General features: G+C 71.2%; 18 protein-coding genes, 1 tRNA gene, 1 pseudogene and 1 riboswitch. Of the genes and pseudogenes, 7 read left to right on the top strand and 13 right to left on the bottom strand.

Annotated elements, in window-relative coordinates:
* Positions 1-21: 21 nt before the first annotated feature.
* Entirely contained in the window at positions 22-780 is a 759-nt protein-coding gene (locus ABFX50_RS37700; protein ID WP_346153367.1) for a DUF4388 domain-containing protein, read from the top strand.
* Here the strand turns inward: ABFX50_RS37700 and ABFX50_RS37695 are convergent.
* The 8 genes from ABFX50_RS37695 to ABFX50_RS37660 form a co-directional block, all read right to left on the bottom strand.
* Positions 737-1,609, bottom strand: coding sequence for an alpha/beta fold hydrolase (locus ABFX50_RS37695; protein WP_346153365.1), 873 nt, complete (start codon positions 1,607-1,609; stop codon positions 737-739). The genes ABFX50_RS37700 and ABFX50_RS37695 overlap by 44 nt on opposite strands.
* A 44-nt stretch (positions 1,610-1,653) precedes the next feature.
* Complete coding sequence (locus tag ABFX50_RS37690; RefSeq protein WP_346153363.1) at positions 1,654-2,520, bottom strand: hypothetical protein; 867 nt, start codon at positions 2,518-2,520, stop codon at positions 1,654-1,656.
* A gap of 184 nt (positions 2,521-2,704) precedes the next feature.
* Positions 2,705-2,839: riboswitch (cyclic di-AMP (ydaO/yuaA leader) on the bottom strand.
* A gap of 283 nt (positions 2,840-3,122) precedes the next feature.
* Positions 3,123-3,494, bottom strand: coding sequence for a hypothetical protein (locus ABFX50_RS37685; RefSeq protein ID WP_183656771.1), 372 nt, complete (start codon positions 3,492-3,494; stop codon positions 3,123-3,125).
* 24 nt (positions 3,495-3,518) lie between these two features.
* Positions 3,519-3,893, bottom strand: coding sequence for a roadblock/LC7 domain-containing protein (locus tag ABFX50_RS37680; RefSeq protein ID WP_346153361.1), 375 nt, complete (start codon positions 3,891-3,893; stop codon positions 3,519-3,521).
* A 29-nt stretch (positions 3,894-3,922) separates the two neighbouring features.
* Positions 3,923-4,609: a hypothetical protein gene (locus ABFX50_RS37675; protein WP_346153359.1), complete on the bottom strand. Its 687-nt coding sequence runs from the start codon at positions 4,607-4,609 to the stop codon at positions 3,923-3,925.
* Positions 4,610-4,726: 117 nt separating this feature from the next.
* Positions 4,727-5,104: a roadblock/LC7 domain-containing protein gene (locus ABFX50_RS37670; RefSeq protein WP_346153357.1), complete on the bottom strand. Its 378-nt coding sequence runs from the start codon at positions 5,102-5,104 to the stop codon at positions 4,727-4,729.
* A gap of 230 nt (positions 5,105-5,334) precedes the next feature.
* Positions 5,335-5,538, bottom strand: coding sequence for a DUF5302 domain-containing protein (locus ABFX50_RS37665; protein ID WP_183656759.1), 204 nt, complete (start codon positions 5,536-5,538; stop codon positions 5,335-5,337).
* 92 nt (positions 5,539-5,630) lie between these two features.
* Positions 5,631-6,437 (bottom strand): universal stress protein, encoded by an 807-nt coding sequence (locus ABFX50_RS37660; RefSeq protein WP_346153355.1) that lies wholly within the window; start codon positions 6,435-6,437, stop codon positions 5,631-5,633.
* Positions 6,438-6,590: 153 nt separating this feature from the next.
* Here ABFX50_RS37660 and ABFX50_RS37655 point away from each other — a divergent pair, with 153 nt between their 5' ends.
* From ABFX50_RS37655 to ABFX50_RS37645, 3 genes are read left to right on the top strand one after another with little or no spacing between them, the layout of a single operon-like run.
* Entirely contained in the window at positions 6,591-6,839 is a 249-nt protein-coding gene (locus ABFX50_RS37655) for a DUF1876 domain-containing protein (protein ID WP_183656753.1), read from the top strand.
* Positions 6,840-6,887: 48 nt separating this feature from the next.
* On the top strand, positions 6,888-7,310 hold the full coding sequence (locus ABFX50_RS37650) for a CBS domain-containing protein (protein ID WP_346153353.1): 423 nt from the start codon (positions 6,888-6,890) through the stop codon (positions 7,308-7,310).
* Positions 7,311-7,317: 7 nt separating this feature from the next.
* Positions 7,318-8,601 carry a phosphoribosyltransferase family protein gene (locus ABFX50_RS37645; protein ID WP_346153352.1) on the top strand — a complete coding sequence of 428 codons (1,284 nt, stop codon included), beginning with the start codon at positions 7,318-7,320 and terminating at the stop codon, positions 8,599-8,601.
* A gap of 9 nt (positions 8,602-8,610) precedes the next feature.
* On the opposite strand, the gene ABFX50_RS37640 is transcribed toward ABFX50_RS37645, so the two are convergent.
* Complete coding sequence (locus tag ABFX50_RS37640) at positions 8,611-9,816, bottom strand: MFS transporter (protein ID WP_346153350.1); 1,206 nt, start codon at positions 9,814-9,816, stop codon at positions 8,611-8,613.
* Between the two features lie 145 nt (positions 9,817-9,961).
* On the bottom strand, positions 9,962-10,114 hold the full coding sequence (locus ABFX50_RS37635) for a hypothetical protein (protein WP_346153349.1): 153 nt from the start codon (positions 10,112-10,114) through the stop codon (positions 9,962-9,964).
* 3 nt (positions 10,115-10,117) lie between these two features.
* Here ABFX50_RS37635 and ABFX50_RS37630 point away from each other — a divergent pair.
* Both ABFX50_RS37630 and ABFX50_RS37625 read left to right on the top strand, forming a co-directional pair.
* Positions 10,118-10,912: pseudogene (locus tag ABFX50_RS37630) on the top strand (hypothetical protein); the annotation flags it as partial.
* A gap of 178 nt (positions 10,913-11,090) precedes the next feature.
* Entirely contained in the window at positions 11,091-11,339 is a 249-nt protein-coding gene (locus ABFX50_RS37625) for a hypothetical protein (protein WP_346153444.1), read from the top strand.
* Here the strand turns inward: ABFX50_RS37625 and ABFX50_RS37620 are convergent, their stop codons facing one another.
* The 3 genes from ABFX50_RS37620 to ABFX50_RS37610 form a co-directional block, all read right to left on the bottom strand.
* Entirely contained in the window at positions 11,340-12,254 is a 915-nt protein-coding gene (locus ABFX50_RS37620) for a glycoside hydrolase family protein (protein ID WP_346153347.1), read from the bottom strand.
* 239 nt (positions 12,255-12,493) lie between these two features.
* A tRNA-Lys gene (locus tag ABFX50_RS37615) sits at positions 12,494-12,567 on the bottom strand.
* A gap of 60 nt (positions 12,568-12,627) precedes the next feature.
* Positions 12,628-13,029, bottom strand: coding sequence for a class F sortase (locus ABFX50_RS37610; RefSeq protein ID WP_346153440.1), 402 nt, complete (start codon positions 13,027-13,029; stop codon positions 12,628-12,630).
* On the opposite strand from ABFX50_RS37610, the gene ABFX50_RS37605 reads away from it, so the two are divergent.
* On the top strand, positions 13,025-13,270 hold a 246-nt coding region (locus ABFX50_RS37605; protein WP_346153442.1), incomplete at its 3' end, for a hypothetical protein. The two genes, ABFX50_RS37610 and ABFX50_RS37605, sit on opposite strands and share 5 nt — an antisense overlap.

Genomic DNA, 13,270 nt, shown 5'->3' with positions numbered 1-13,270 from the left:
AAGCCTTCATAGCCTGGCTCGGTGCGTCCGCTGGAGAGCCTCCTCACCGGGCTGGCGGGGGTCTGCTCGTCGGGTGCCCTGCGCGTGGGCAGATCCGGGGTGGTCTACCTGCTCGAAGGCAAGGTGACCTACATGGAGAGCGCCGAGACGCCGGGCGTCGAGGAGCTCCTGACCAGTGGCGGCAGGGTGAGCACCGCCGACATGGAGCGCGCCGTGGCCAGGCGCGAGGGCGGCGAGCCGCTGTTCAGCGAGGGCCTGCTGACCCGCGAGGAGCTGGCCGAAGCCCTGCGCAGGACCGTGCTCGACTCGGCCCTGCTGCTGTTCGGGCTCGACCACGCGCGGCCGAAGTTCCGCCCGAGCGAGCGCCACTGGCTGGGCCCCCACTGGCACTTCGAGGTCGGCGAACTGATCGAGGAGTGCGGGCGCAGGACAGCGGAGCTCGACCAGGTCTGGCCTTCGGACGAGCTCGACGCCGCGCCCGTGGTCCCCGTCCCACGGCTGCCGGGCGAGCGGGTCTCGCTGACCGACCGCCAGTGGGAGGTGCTCGTGCACGCCGACGGCGCCGCCACCCCGCTCGAACTGGCCAGAAGGCTCGACAGGACGGCCTTCACCGTCCTGCTGGCGGTGAGGGAGCTGGCGGCGGCCGACCTTCTGGTCAAGCCGAGGCGCGCGCCCGCCCTGCCGAGGCGCTCGGCCAAGCCGCCAGGCACCGACGTGCGCCACGAGCCCGCCGAGCTCAGCCTGCTGTTGCGGCTGAAGGCCGGCCTTGAACAGCTGTGACCGCGTCCATGATCTCCTCCCACAGCGGGCGGGGCAGGTCGTGGCCCATGCCGGGGTAGGTGAGCAGCGTGGCGCCGGGGATGGCGGCCGCGGTGGCCCTGCCGCCCGCGATCTGCACCAGCGGGTCGGCCTCGCCGTGGATCACCAGTGCGGGCATCGTGAGCCCGCCCAGCCCCTCGGTACGGTCACCGGAGGCGAGGATCGCGGCGAGCTGGCGGGCGGTCCCCGCGGGGTCGTAGGCGCGGTCGTAGGCCAGGCCCGCGACCTTCGCGATGCGCTCGCGGTCCATCTCGTAGCCGGGTGAGCCGATCACCGCCCAGACCTCGAGCGCCCGCTCGACGGCGGTCTGCCTGTCGGGAGCGGGCGGTGAGAACAGCGCGGCCATCGCCTCGGGGGTGGGCGGTCCCACGTCGGGCCCGGGCGTGGACATGATCGAGGTGAGCGAGAGCACCCGGTCGGGATGGCCGATGGCGAGCGCCTGGGCGATCATGCCGCCCATGGAGACGCCCAGCACGTGGGCGGCAGGCCAGCCGAGCGCGTCCATGAGACCGGCCGCGTCGTCTGCCATGTCACTCAGCAGGTAGGGCGCGGCCGCACTGGGGACGAGCTCGGGCACTCCCGCCTCGGTGAGATGGGTGGAGAGCCCCACGTCGCGGTTGTCGTAACGGACGACGTGGTGGCCCCTCGCGGCGAGGAGCTCGCAGAACTCCTCGTCCCAGTGAACGAGCTGCGAGCCCAGCCCCATGATCAGCAGGAGCGGTCGGTCACCGGGGGTGCCGAAGCTGTCGTAGGCGATCTCGATGCCGTTGCTCTTCGCCATGAGCGTCATGCGGAACAGAATGACATTCTGTTCCGCATGACGGCAAGGCCGTCCTAGCGGCGGACGGCCCTGCGGATCCGGCCGCGGCCCAGGTAGCCGACTCCGCCCACGACCGCGAGGCCGCCGACGAGGGCGAGCGCGGTGCCGGTGCGGGAGGTGTCGGACGTGGTCTCGGCGGCGGTGGTCGCAGCGGTGGCGTCGGTGTTCAGCGAGGCGGGCGCGATGGCCGCGGCCTTGCCGGCCTCCTTGGGCTCCTCGACCTGCTCGGCCTTCTCCTTCAGCGCGGCCACCTTCGCGGCCTCGGCCTTCTTCTCCTCGGCGGCCTTCTTCTTGGCCGCGACGGCGAGGACGTCCACCGGAGGCTTGGCCGGGTTGGTGTCCTTGCGGCCCCACGCGCCGGTGGAGAAGGCGACGGGGTGGTTCTTCTTGCCCACGCCGTTGCCCCACTTGGTGATGACGTACTGGACCTTGATGTGGCCCTGTCCGCCGTTGCCGTCCACGCCCAGCGTGCTGGAGTTGAAGGTGCCGCCGGTCAGGTCGGCGAAGGTCTTGGCGTCGAGGTCGAGCATGATGCCGTTGTTCGAGGGGGCGCCGGGACCGCGGTCACCGACGAAGAAGGGGGCCTTCTTGCCCTTGTAGACGACGTAGCCCTCGGTCATGAGGGGCCAGCTCGGGCTGGCGGCCAGGCCCTTGCGCATCGAGATGCCGCTGGCAGGCAGGCCGGTGTCACCGGCGCGGCCGGAGGCGTCGTCCCAGTAGTAGGAGGCGGTGGTGGATCCCTTGAGGAGGGTCCGCTGCTCGGTGGCCTGGCTGATGTCGGGGGCGGTGGGCTCGGCGAAAGCGGTGGCGGCGCCGGCGCCGACGGTGATGGCGGTGGTGACGAGCAGAGCGGAAACGCGCATGCCGAAGCGGGCGGTCATGAAAGTCCTTTGTTTGAGGCAATGGGAATGCCGCGCTCAAAGTGAGATCAGCGAAAGGCGTAGCCGGGCACAGGCCGAACGGACGCTACGCGGAGCGCGGAGGAAGGAAGGGGGAAGTAAAGGGGCCGCTCAGCAGGCGGCGGGTATCATCGCTACAGGGGCGTGGCGGTAGTGCATGGGGGTTCGGTCCTCTCCATCTCGCCTACCGGGTTAGCTGACGGGTTCGGGCGTGGAGATGCCCTACCGGCCCGTGGGCCGGATTCACCCCAATGAGATGGGTCCCCGGTTCCCGCACTGCGGGATTCGGCGCCAGCCGGCCTGCCTTCCTGATGAAGGGCAAGGTCACCAGCTGGTAACGCAATGGACTCTAGGGGCAAAACACCCCAAAGGCAAAAGCAAACCCATGAATCGGGCAGAAGATCTACCCTTTATCGTCACGATTCAACCGGGTTGGCGTCACCCGAAACCCCTGAAAAACAGAGGAATACGCGCGCTCTGATCATTAATGCGATCTAGCCAAGAAAATCATGAAATTCCCTGACGAATCAGGGCCTGTGAGCCCTCCCCCTGCCCGCCGGAGGGCGGGCACGGGGAGGCGCGGGTCACACCTCGAGCTTCTCCTCGATGGCGCGCATCTGGTGACGGGCCATCGCCAGGTTGGCCCTCCCGCGGTCCAGCGCGAGGTAAAGGAACAGTCCCTTCCCGCCCCTGCCGGTCATCGGCCTGATGATGTGGTACTGCCCGGTCAGGGAGATCAGGATGTCCTCGATGGTGTCCTTGAGGCCAAGCGACTCCATGGTGCGCAGCTTGGCCTTGACCACCTCGGTGTTGCCCGCGGCCGCCACCTGCAGGTCCAGGTCCTTGGAGCCGCCCAGCGCGCCCAGCGCCATGCCGCTGCCGTAGTCGACCACCACGGCGCCGAGGGCGCCGTCGATCGCCATCATCTCCTTGAGGGAGACGTCCATGCTCGCCATGCTTTCCTCCGTCGGGGGTGTGAGTCACCGCTTGCGTGATGCGATGGCGGCCACGCTCGCCGCCGTCTTGCGGCCCTCCAGCCGCAGCAGCCCCAGGTTGGTTCCGGGCTCGGCCAGGACTGTGAGGACGATCGTGGGGCCCGCCGCATAGAAGGCGGCGAAGCCGGCCGTACCGGAGATGAGCGTCTCCTCCAGCGCGCCCTTGCCCGCCATGGCGGCCATGCGCGCGCTCAGCGCGAGCAGGGCGGCGGAGAGCGCCGCGGTCTGCTCGGCGTTGTCCGCGTTCAGATCGCAGGCGACGGGCAGCCCGTCGACCGTGCAGGCGACGCTCCCGCTGATGTCGGGGGTGCGCTCCCTGAGGAGGACCATCTCTCTCAGCACCTCTTCTCGCAGCTCCACCGGTGGTCTCCTTCTGAGTGAGGGGAACCTCACGACAGCTCCTCCAGCGCCTTCTTCAGCCGGATCAGCAGGTTCAGGTCGGTCGGGTCGCCGTTCACCGCCGGCCCGAGAGGCAGCGCGGGAGCGTCGGGGTCGTGCGGCGGCCTCGGCTCGTGGTCCCGGCGGCCGCCGCGCAGGGGCAGCGCCGTGGCGGCGGGACGGTGCAGCAGTCCCGCGGCGGCCAGCCTGCGCACCGCGAGCAGCGTCGAGTAGCCCGGTCTGCCCAGCCGTCTGGCCAGTTCGAGGGGGGTCGCCTCCCTGTCGGCGTGGATGAGGATCTCCCACTGCAGGTCGCTGAGCACCACCCGGTGCCCAGGCAGCCGCCTGACCGGCGAGACCGGGGCGGTGTCCAACTCGGCCGAGGGCCAGATCGCCGTCAGCTGCGCGGCCCTGCGGGCGCACTCGCGGACGATCGCCTCGACCTCGAAGAACCACTGGCCGCCCAGCCAGTGCCGCTCGCCCGGCCTGAACTTCGGCCTGGAGCCGGTGACCTGGAGCAGGAAGAAGGCGGCGTCCAGCACCGCCCCGAGCACGCAGTGCTGCAGCTCGCCCCTGGTGAGCGCGCGTCCTCGACCAGCCTGCTCCCCGCGCCCTCCCGCCTGGCCGCCCCGAGCGTCTGCTCGGAGACCCTGCCGCTGGCGGCGAGGACGTCCTCGGCGCCAGGCGTGTCGGCGCACTCCATATAGGCGACCCTGCCGGCGTCCAGGAAGATCGTGCCGGAGCGCCCGACGCGCAGGGCGCCCGTCGACCGCTCTCTGGCCAGTCCCGCGAGCAGCATGTCCAGCGCAGGCATGTCACATCGTCAACTGACGGGAGATGGCCTGCAGGCGGAAGCGGGCCAGGGCGAGGTTGGCCCTGTCCCTGTCGAGCCGCACATAGATGACCAGCGGGCTCTCGAACGGCGTCTCCAGGGGACGCAGCAGGTGGTGGCCCTTGTCCGTGGTGACGAGCATGTCGTCGACCCGGACCGTTCCACCGGGCGCCGACTGTGCCAGGCCGTCCATCGTGACGCGCAGGGTCTCGCTGATGGCCGCCGCCGAACGCGCGGCGTCGACGTCGCCGTCGGCGCCTGTCGCGGCCACCGCCATGCCGCTGGCGTGGTCGACCACCATCGCGTCGAGCGCGCCTGGAATGGCCATGACCTCGGCCAGGCAGTCGTCGAGTCCGAGCACGGGACCTCCCTCGCCGTCGTGCTGATCGGGACAGCGTAGGAGGGGGCCGGAGGGGCCGACGTTCCAGCGTTGGTCGGGAATGTCGCCGGTTATGGATATCTATAACTGGAGGGGCGGAAAACTACGCCAGAGTGGCAAGCCTGCCCGCGAGGCCAGCGATCGGCCCTCGCGGCTCCAGACAAGATCCGAGGAGGGTACGGCAGGCCGTACCCTCCTCTGGAGACCAGGCGTCAGCCGCCGCTCTTACGACGGAAGGTCCGCTTGTTGGAAGCGGGACCGTGCGCGCCATGGATCTTCGACGGATCCTTCCCCCTGCCGCCTTCGACCGAGTCGGCGTGCTGGTTGTTCTTGCGCTCCAGCGCCTCGCGGAACTTCCGCTTCAGCTCCTCCTCGGGGGCCTCGGTGGGCTCGGGTTCCGCTGGTGTTTCAGCCATCAGGACCTCCTGGTCTTGGGGACAAAGACAGCTTCGCACGATCGCGCGTACGCCGCGAAACCGGCCGCCCTTTGAGACCCCGCCAGAGGTCGTCAGCGGGCGACCACCGCGACGGGGCAGTGGGCGCGGCGCAGCAGCGTGTGTGAGGCGGGCGTGCTCAGCCCGACGGGCCAGCCGTGCGCCCCGACCACCACCATGGCGGCCCGCTCGGACGCCTCGACGAGCAGCCTCTCGCGATGGCGGTCGTGTGGGAGGTCCTGGACCACCGCCACGTCGGGGAAGGCGCCCCGCCACCCCGCGAGGACGTCGGTCAGCAGGCGGCGCTCCTCGGGCAGGTCGTCTTCGTGCCGGCGCCGCTTCGGGTGGGACCAGGGATGCACGGCTCTCAGGGGAGCCTCGCGGAGGGCGGCCTCCTCGAAGGCGAAGGCCAGGACCGGGTCCTGCCCGTGCGCGCCGGTGATCTCGACCACGACCTCGCCGTGGGCCGAGCTCTCGCGGACCACGACGGTCGGGCACGGCGGCCGGGCCGTCAGCGCGCGGCTCGTGGAGCCCATGAGCAGGGAGGCGAACTCACCGCCGCCCCTGCTGCCCACCACGAGGAGCTGGGCGTCGGCCGCGCGTTCGGCGAGCGCCTCCTCCGGCCTGCCGTCCAGGATCTCGGTGGTCACCTCCAGGCCGTCGCGTCGCGCCCACGACATGGAGACCGCCTCCGCCAGCATGATCCGCGCGCGCTCGTCGTCCTCGGGCGACTGGTTGACCGGGATGTCGACGGCCCAGCGTGGAATGGCGTGCGCGATGACCAGCGGCGCCCGCCGGAAGACCGCCTCCTCCGCGGCCCATTCGACCGCTCGCAGGGCGGCCAGCGACCCGTCGGTTCCCGCTATGACAGGGCCTCGCATGTTCGCTCACCTGCCTCAGGGCACTCCTCTGGAGACGTCTGCCCTCGGCGTGAACCGGAAAACGACCGTAACCTGCCGTACCCGGACCTTCCGTACTGTGATGAGCGCCACATCGAGGGTAAGGGATGCCCCTCAGGAGAAGGAGGCGCACCCATGAACGACAAACGTTGGGTCGTGCAGATCGACATCACCGAAGAGGGCGATCTCACCAAGGCCCACGCCACTCTGTCCGGCGGACGGCTGGCCGGCTACGGGGAGGCCCACCGCAATCCCAACGACCCGCCCGCCCCCGACATCGGGGACGAGCTGGCCGCCGGCCGGGCCCTGCAGGACCTGACCTACCAGCTGCTCGGAACGGCCAACATGGACGTCGCCCAGAACGCGGCCACCACGCCCAGCTGAACCGACCGCATCACGCCCGGACGCGGGCGCGAGACGGGGAGGCATCCCATGATGCAGAAGGTACGCGAGATCATGACACCGGCGCCGGTGTCTCTGCCGTCGGGGGCGACGCTGGCGGAGGCGGCGAAGCAGATGCGTGATCACCACATCGGGGACGTGCTCGTCGTGGACGACGACCGGCTTCTCGGCATCGTCACCGACAGGGACATCGTCATCCGCGCGATCGCGGAGGGCAGCGACCCGGGACGGACCTCGCTCGGCGAGGTGTGCAGCAGGGAGGGGCTGAGCTGCGTCACGCCGCAGGACGACGCCGAGCAGGCCGTGGAGCTCATGCGCAGCAAGGCGATCCGGCGCATCCCCGTGCTGGAGGACGGCAGGCCCGTGGGCGTGGTGTCGCTGGGCGACCTGGCCCTCGAGCGGGACTCCCGCTCCGTCCTCGCCGACATCAGCGCAGCTCCCGCGAACAATTAGCACGCCGATGTTCGCCGATCGCAGCGAAGCGGGACGGCGCCTCGCTGAGAAACTGCGTCCGCTGGCCGGTGAGGACGTCGTCGTCCTCGGTCTTCCCCGCGGCGGCGTCCCTGTCGCCTTCGAGGTGGCCGACGCCATCGGGGCGCCGCTCGACGTCATCCTGGTGCGCAAGCTCGGCGTGCCCATCAGGCCCGAGCTGGCGTTCGGCGCGATCGGCGAGGACGGCGTGCGCGTTCTGAACCACGACATCATCAAGGGCGCCGCCCTCCGGCCTGAGGACATGGCGACAGTGGAGAGCAGGGAGCGGGCCGAGCTCGAGCGACGCTCCGCGCACATCCGCAGGGGGCGGCCCAAGGTCGACCTGACCGGCAGGACCGCCATCGTGGTCGACGACGGCATCGCCACGGGCGCGACGATCAGGGCCGCCTGCCAGGTGGCCAGGGCGCAGGGCGCCGCTCGCGTCGTCGTGGCCACGCCCGTCTGCCCTCCCGACACCGCCGTACGGCTGCGCCAGGAGGCCGACGACGTCGTGTGCGTGCTCACCCCCCGCTCGCTCACCTCCATCGGCCAGTGGTACGCCGACTTCACGCAGATCGGCGAGGAGCAGGTGAGCGAGCTGCTCTCGTGCGTCACGGGGATGTCGGAGGAGGTGTGGATCGAGGCGGGCGACGAGGCGCTGCCGGGTGAGCTGGTCGTTCCGCGCGGCGCCCGCACGGTCGTCGTGTTCGTCCACGGCAGCGGCAGCAGCCGTTCCAGCCCGCGCAACCGCTACGTCGCCAGCGCCATGCACAAGGCGGGGCTCGGCACGCTGCTGTTCGACCTGCTCACCTCGGCGGAGGAGACCCACAGGGCCAACGTCTTCGACATCTCGCTGCTGGCCGGCAGGCTGGGTCAGGCCACCGAATGGCTGCGCGCGTACCTGCCGCACGTCGCCGTCTGCTACTTCGGGGCCAGCACGGGAGCGGCGGCGGCGCTGTGGGCCGCGGCCGTCCCGCGCGCCGATGTCGCGGCCGTGGTCTCCCGAGGGGGCAGGCCCGATCTGGCCGAGGCGCGTCTCGCCGAGGTGGAGGCGCCCACGCTGCTGATCGTGGGCGGCGACGACCGGCAGGTGCTCGAGCTGAACCGAGCCGCCCAGGCGCTGCTGCGCTGTGAGAACCGGCTCGCCGTCGTGCCGGGCGCGGGGCACCTGTTCGAGGAGCCTGGAGCGCTCGAAGCCGTCTCCGCGCTGGCCCGCGAGTGGTTCACCCGGCACCTGCCGCAGGGGGCCTCGCGCCACTGGCCGGAGGCGTAGGAGCGCTCCCTACACGTAGCGGGGGCGGCCGGCCAGGGCGCCGACCCCGATCTGGACCACGAGCACGCCGATCAGCAGGAGGAAGGGGACCGTCCAGCCACCGGTGACATCGTGCAGCAGGCCGAACAGGAACGGGCCCGCGGCGGCCAGCAGGTATCCGAACCCCTGCGCCATGCCGGAGAGCTTCGCGGTGTCCTGACCGGTGCGCGCCCGCAGCGCGATGGTGGTCAGGGCCAGGGAGAAGACGCTCATCCCGAGACCGAGCAGCACCGTCCACAGCAGGGGCGAGAAGGAGGGTGCGAGCAGCAGGCCGAGCAGACCGGCCAGCCCGCACCCGCCGAGGCCCACGATCCATCCGCTCTGGCTGCCGCTCCTGGCCGCGAGCGCGGGCACCACCAGGCTGATCGGCAACGCGAGGAGCGCCAGCAGGCCGAGCAGCAAGCCCGCCTCACCGCGGCTGACCCCTCCGACGTCCATGAGGACCCTGGGCAGCCAGCCGATCACCACGAAGGCGAGCAGCGCCTGCAGTCCGAAGAACACGGTGATGATCCAGGCCAGCCGGTTGCGCAGGAGCGAGCGCCCCTGCCGGTCGGCCTGCGCGGCGGCCCCGAACCCGGCCCCTCGCGCGGCGACCGTCCACACCACCAGCGCCAGTACGGCCGGCGCGGCCCACGTGGCCAGCGCGGGCCGCCACCCCCCGAGCGCGGTGTCGAGCGGCGGGGTCAGCGCCGACCCCAGCGTGGCGCCGAGTTGCAGGGCGGCGGTGTAGACGCCGGTCATCAAGCCGATGCGGGCAGGGAAGGACTCCTTCACCACCACGGGGATCAGCACGCCCGCGAAGGCGATGCCGGCGGCGGCGACCAGCGTCCCCCCGATCATGAGGAGCGAGCCGTCCAGCACGCGGAGCACGAGCCCGCCCGCCAGCAGCGCCAGCGCGATGGAGACCGCCGCGCCCACCCCGGCCCGGCGCGCCAGCAGCGGCGCGATCAGGCCCGCGACCGCGAAGCACAGGACGGGGACGGTGGTGAGCAGCCCCGCCCACGTCTCGCTCGCGCCGAGAGAGGCGCGCGTCTCGTCGAGCAGTGGGCCGACGCTGGTCACCGCCGGTCGCAGGTTCAGCGCGGTGAGCGCCACCGCGACGGAGAACAGCGCTCCCCCTGCCGCCACCCGGCCGCCGGTCCCCTGGGCGCCGTCCTGGCGGCATTCCACAGACATCTCGCTCCTTCGCGGCCCCTAGGCGGCCATCCAAGCACAGCGCCGTGAGCGCGCCCGCGCCGGGTCCTCCGCGCTCATGGCCGGGGGGCGAAGCCGCCGCATCGTCCGCGACGTGCCGGTCACCCGGCCTGGCCGCGAGGCGGTGTCAGGCGACGACCTGGGAAGGGCCGTGCGGGAGCGTGTCGTCCTCGTCGGGTTCCACGTCGTCGTCCGGCAGGTCGTACCAGTGGACGTCGCCGGGGAACCGCTCCTCCTGGGTCACCTCGATCGGGGTCTTGGGCCGCACGGCGTTGATCACGGGATGGTCCTCCTGAGGAAGGGCGTGCCCCCGCGAGGGACACGCAGGATGGAAGTCGAAGACATCGATCCGCGGTCAACGACACCGCGCGCCGGCGACGTGGCCGAAGTCCACGTGCGGGCGCCTGGTCAGCAGGAGGCGCTGTCTCATGGCGCCAACCTATGGGCCTCCTTCCCTGAAGTCAATATTCCCTACTTGCTATACATGGATTACAAAGGACAGGGAGTAGGAAGGACGAGGACGATGCCTTTGCCGCACTTCCTGGTGATCGGCGCCCCGAAGGCCGGCACCACTGCCCTGCACGCCGCGCTCCGCGAGCATCCCGCACTTCACCTGTCGCGGGTCAAGGAGCCCAAGTTCTTCCTCACCGACGGGCCGCCTCCCTCCCACGGCGGCCCCGGAGACGCCCAGACCTACTGCGAGCACGTCTGGCGCAGAGCCGACTACGAGGCGCTGTTCGACGACGCGCCCGAAGGCGCCCTTCTCGGCGAGGCCACCCCCTTCTACCTCTACGACCTGGACGCCCAGCGCCGCATGCGCGAGACCGTTCCATGGGCGCGGCTCATCGCGATCCTCCGCGACCCGGTCGAGCGGGCGCACTCCAACTGGACCCACCTGTGGTCGGCGGGGCTGGAGCCGATCGGCGACGTGGTGCGGGCGTGCGCCGCGGAGGAGCGCAGGATCTCGGCGGGATGGGCGCACTTCTGGCACTACATCGGGCTCGGCCGGTACGGCGAGCAGCTCGCCCACCTGTTCACGCTGTTCCCGCGCGAGCAGGTCCTGGTCTTCAGGTACCGGGACCTGGTGGACAGGCCCGTTGAGACCCTCGACAGGATCTGTGCCTTCCTCGGCGTCGAGCAGGGCCTGCTCACGCACGCTCCGCGGGAGAACGTGACCGCCCACCCCCGACCCGGGCGGGCGGCACAGCCTGCTGTCCGCCGCGCTCAGGGCGTGCGCGCAGGTCCTGCCCCACGGCGTGGGCCGGGCGCTGGCCGAACCGATCGAGCACCTGCTGCAGCGCAGGGGCGTCTCACGGCGGCCCCTCACCTGGGACCAGCGGCGGCGGCTGATCCCCTACTTCGCCGCCGACATCGAGCTTCTCCAGCAGGTGACAGGGGAGGACTTCAGCGACTGGCTGCGGCCGAGGGACCGCTCGGGCGGGCTGGTCGGGGCCCGCCCTCCCGGCCAGCGGCAGTCGCGCAACGGCCGTCCCCCGCGAGGGTGATCAGCCGGCGGGGCGCGGTGCGGCTCGCAGCTCGGTGCGCAGTTCGTGGGCGCCGTCGGCCCGCGTGTACTCGTAGTAGAGCCGCGCCCCTCCTCCCGGCAGGTCGACGAGGTCGAGGTAGCGAAGCCCGCCACCGTGATGGGGCGAGAAGGCGACAGGCCCGGCGCCCAGAGGGGTCAGCGCCGCCGGGTCCTGTCCCGCAGCGACCCCGGTGCGCTCCTCGTAGTTCTCCGCCGCGCTCGCCCTGCCGTCGTAGAAGGCCAGGACGCCGTCGCTGGTGAAGCGGACCGCGCTCACCCGGGTGCCGCGCGCGTCCCAGGCCCCTGGACGGCCGCTCAGCGCGGTGCCGTGCCAGGTCCAGGAGAGCCCGTCGCCGCTGGTGGCGTAGGCGCTCACCATCTGGTCGGCCTCGGCGGGGTCGGCCAGGGGGTGGCAGGAGGCCCACAGGTGCCAGGTGCCGCCCCTGCGCACGATCACCGGGTCCTTGACCCCGGTCTTCGGATCGCCCGGCAGCACCGTCGTGCGCAGCCTGGAGTCGAAGGCGGACGGGTCGTCGGCTTCGAGCGCCTCCACCCGCCAGTGCTTGGTGCCGTGGGTGGCGCAGCTGAGGTAGAGCCGCCAGCGACCCTCGGCGGTGCGCATCAGCCACGGACGCTCCAGGGACTCGGCGTCCGCCTCCTCCTTCGTGATCGTCAGCAGGGTCTCGAAGCGCTCGCCGTCGGCCGAGCGCGCCACCACGACGGCATGGCCCCTGCCCTCCCCCACCGGCCTGCGCAGGCGGTAGGCCAGGTAGATCCACCCGTCATGGGCCACCGCGCTGGGCGCTCCCGCCCAGTGCCCCTCGCCGGGCACGGCCGGCACCACCGCCGCCACCGAACGCTCCGGCGTGGGGAGAAACGTCCTATCGATCGACATGGGCACGACAGTAGGACCCTGGCCGGCAACGCTCATGGACCTTCGCCCTTCCTTGACTCTTCCATGCATTCCCTATTGATTTTATAGGGATGAGCGCCCGCCCTGACAGCGCTGCTGATCAGCGGCTTCCCGGCACCCCTGACCTCGCGTTTCCAGCCGGAGCGGTTGCCGGAGGCGCCCTGAAATGGCGAAAACAAAAGAAGGCTCAGGCCATTTACATGACCTGAGCCTTCTGTTTGTGCGCCGCCAGGGACTCGAACCCCGGACCCGCTGATTAAGAGTCAGCTGCTCTAACCAACTGAGCTAGCGGCGCCTGCGGGAAGAAATATACCTGGCTTCGCCACGCAGGTCGAATCAGCGGCAATCAGGACCTCTAGCCCTTGCCGATCAACGTCGCGTAGACGACCGTGTTGTCGACGTAGTGCCTGGTGCTGGTGTCGAACGCCCCGCTACAGGTGATCAGCCGCAGCTCCGGCCGGCCGGGGTCGGCGTACACCTCCCTGCCGGGAAAGTCGTCCTTCGGGTAGGTGGCCTTCCTGGTGACGCGGAAGCGCAGCCGCAGGCCGTCCTTCCTGGTCACGTAGATCAGCCGACCTGGACGCAGCTCGCTCAGCCGGTAGAAGACCGCGGGGCCCGTGGTGCTGTCGTAGTGGCCGACCAGGATGGCCGCGCCGGTCGCGCCGGGTTTGGGGCCCATGGAGAACCAGCCCACCCGCTGCGACGCGCTGAGCGGCGGGGAGGCGATCCTGCCCTCCTCGAAACCGACCGGCATGATCCGGGCGCCCAGGGCCAGGCTCGGGATCTGGATGGTCTTGGGAGGCGAGTCCGACGACTTCGTGTCCGACGACTTCGTGTCCGACGGCCTCGTGTCCGACGGCCTCGTGTCCGACGGCCTCGTGTCCGACGGCCTCGTGTCCGACGGCGCAGGCGGCGGCCTGACGTCCTTCCGCACGGGCCGCGCCGGCTTCGTGCCCACCGGCACGGGCTGTGCCGGCTTCGTCTCCGCCCGCACGGAC

Origin of the sequence: Nonomuraea recticatena (assembly GCF_039533245.1) — a bacterium.
GTDB lineage: Bacteria > Actinomycetota > Actinomycetes > Streptosporangiales > Streptosporangiaceae > Nonomuraea > Nonomuraea roseola.
Note: the sequence above shows the minus strand (reverse complement) of the source record. Positions and strands in the feature narration are given on the sequence as shown.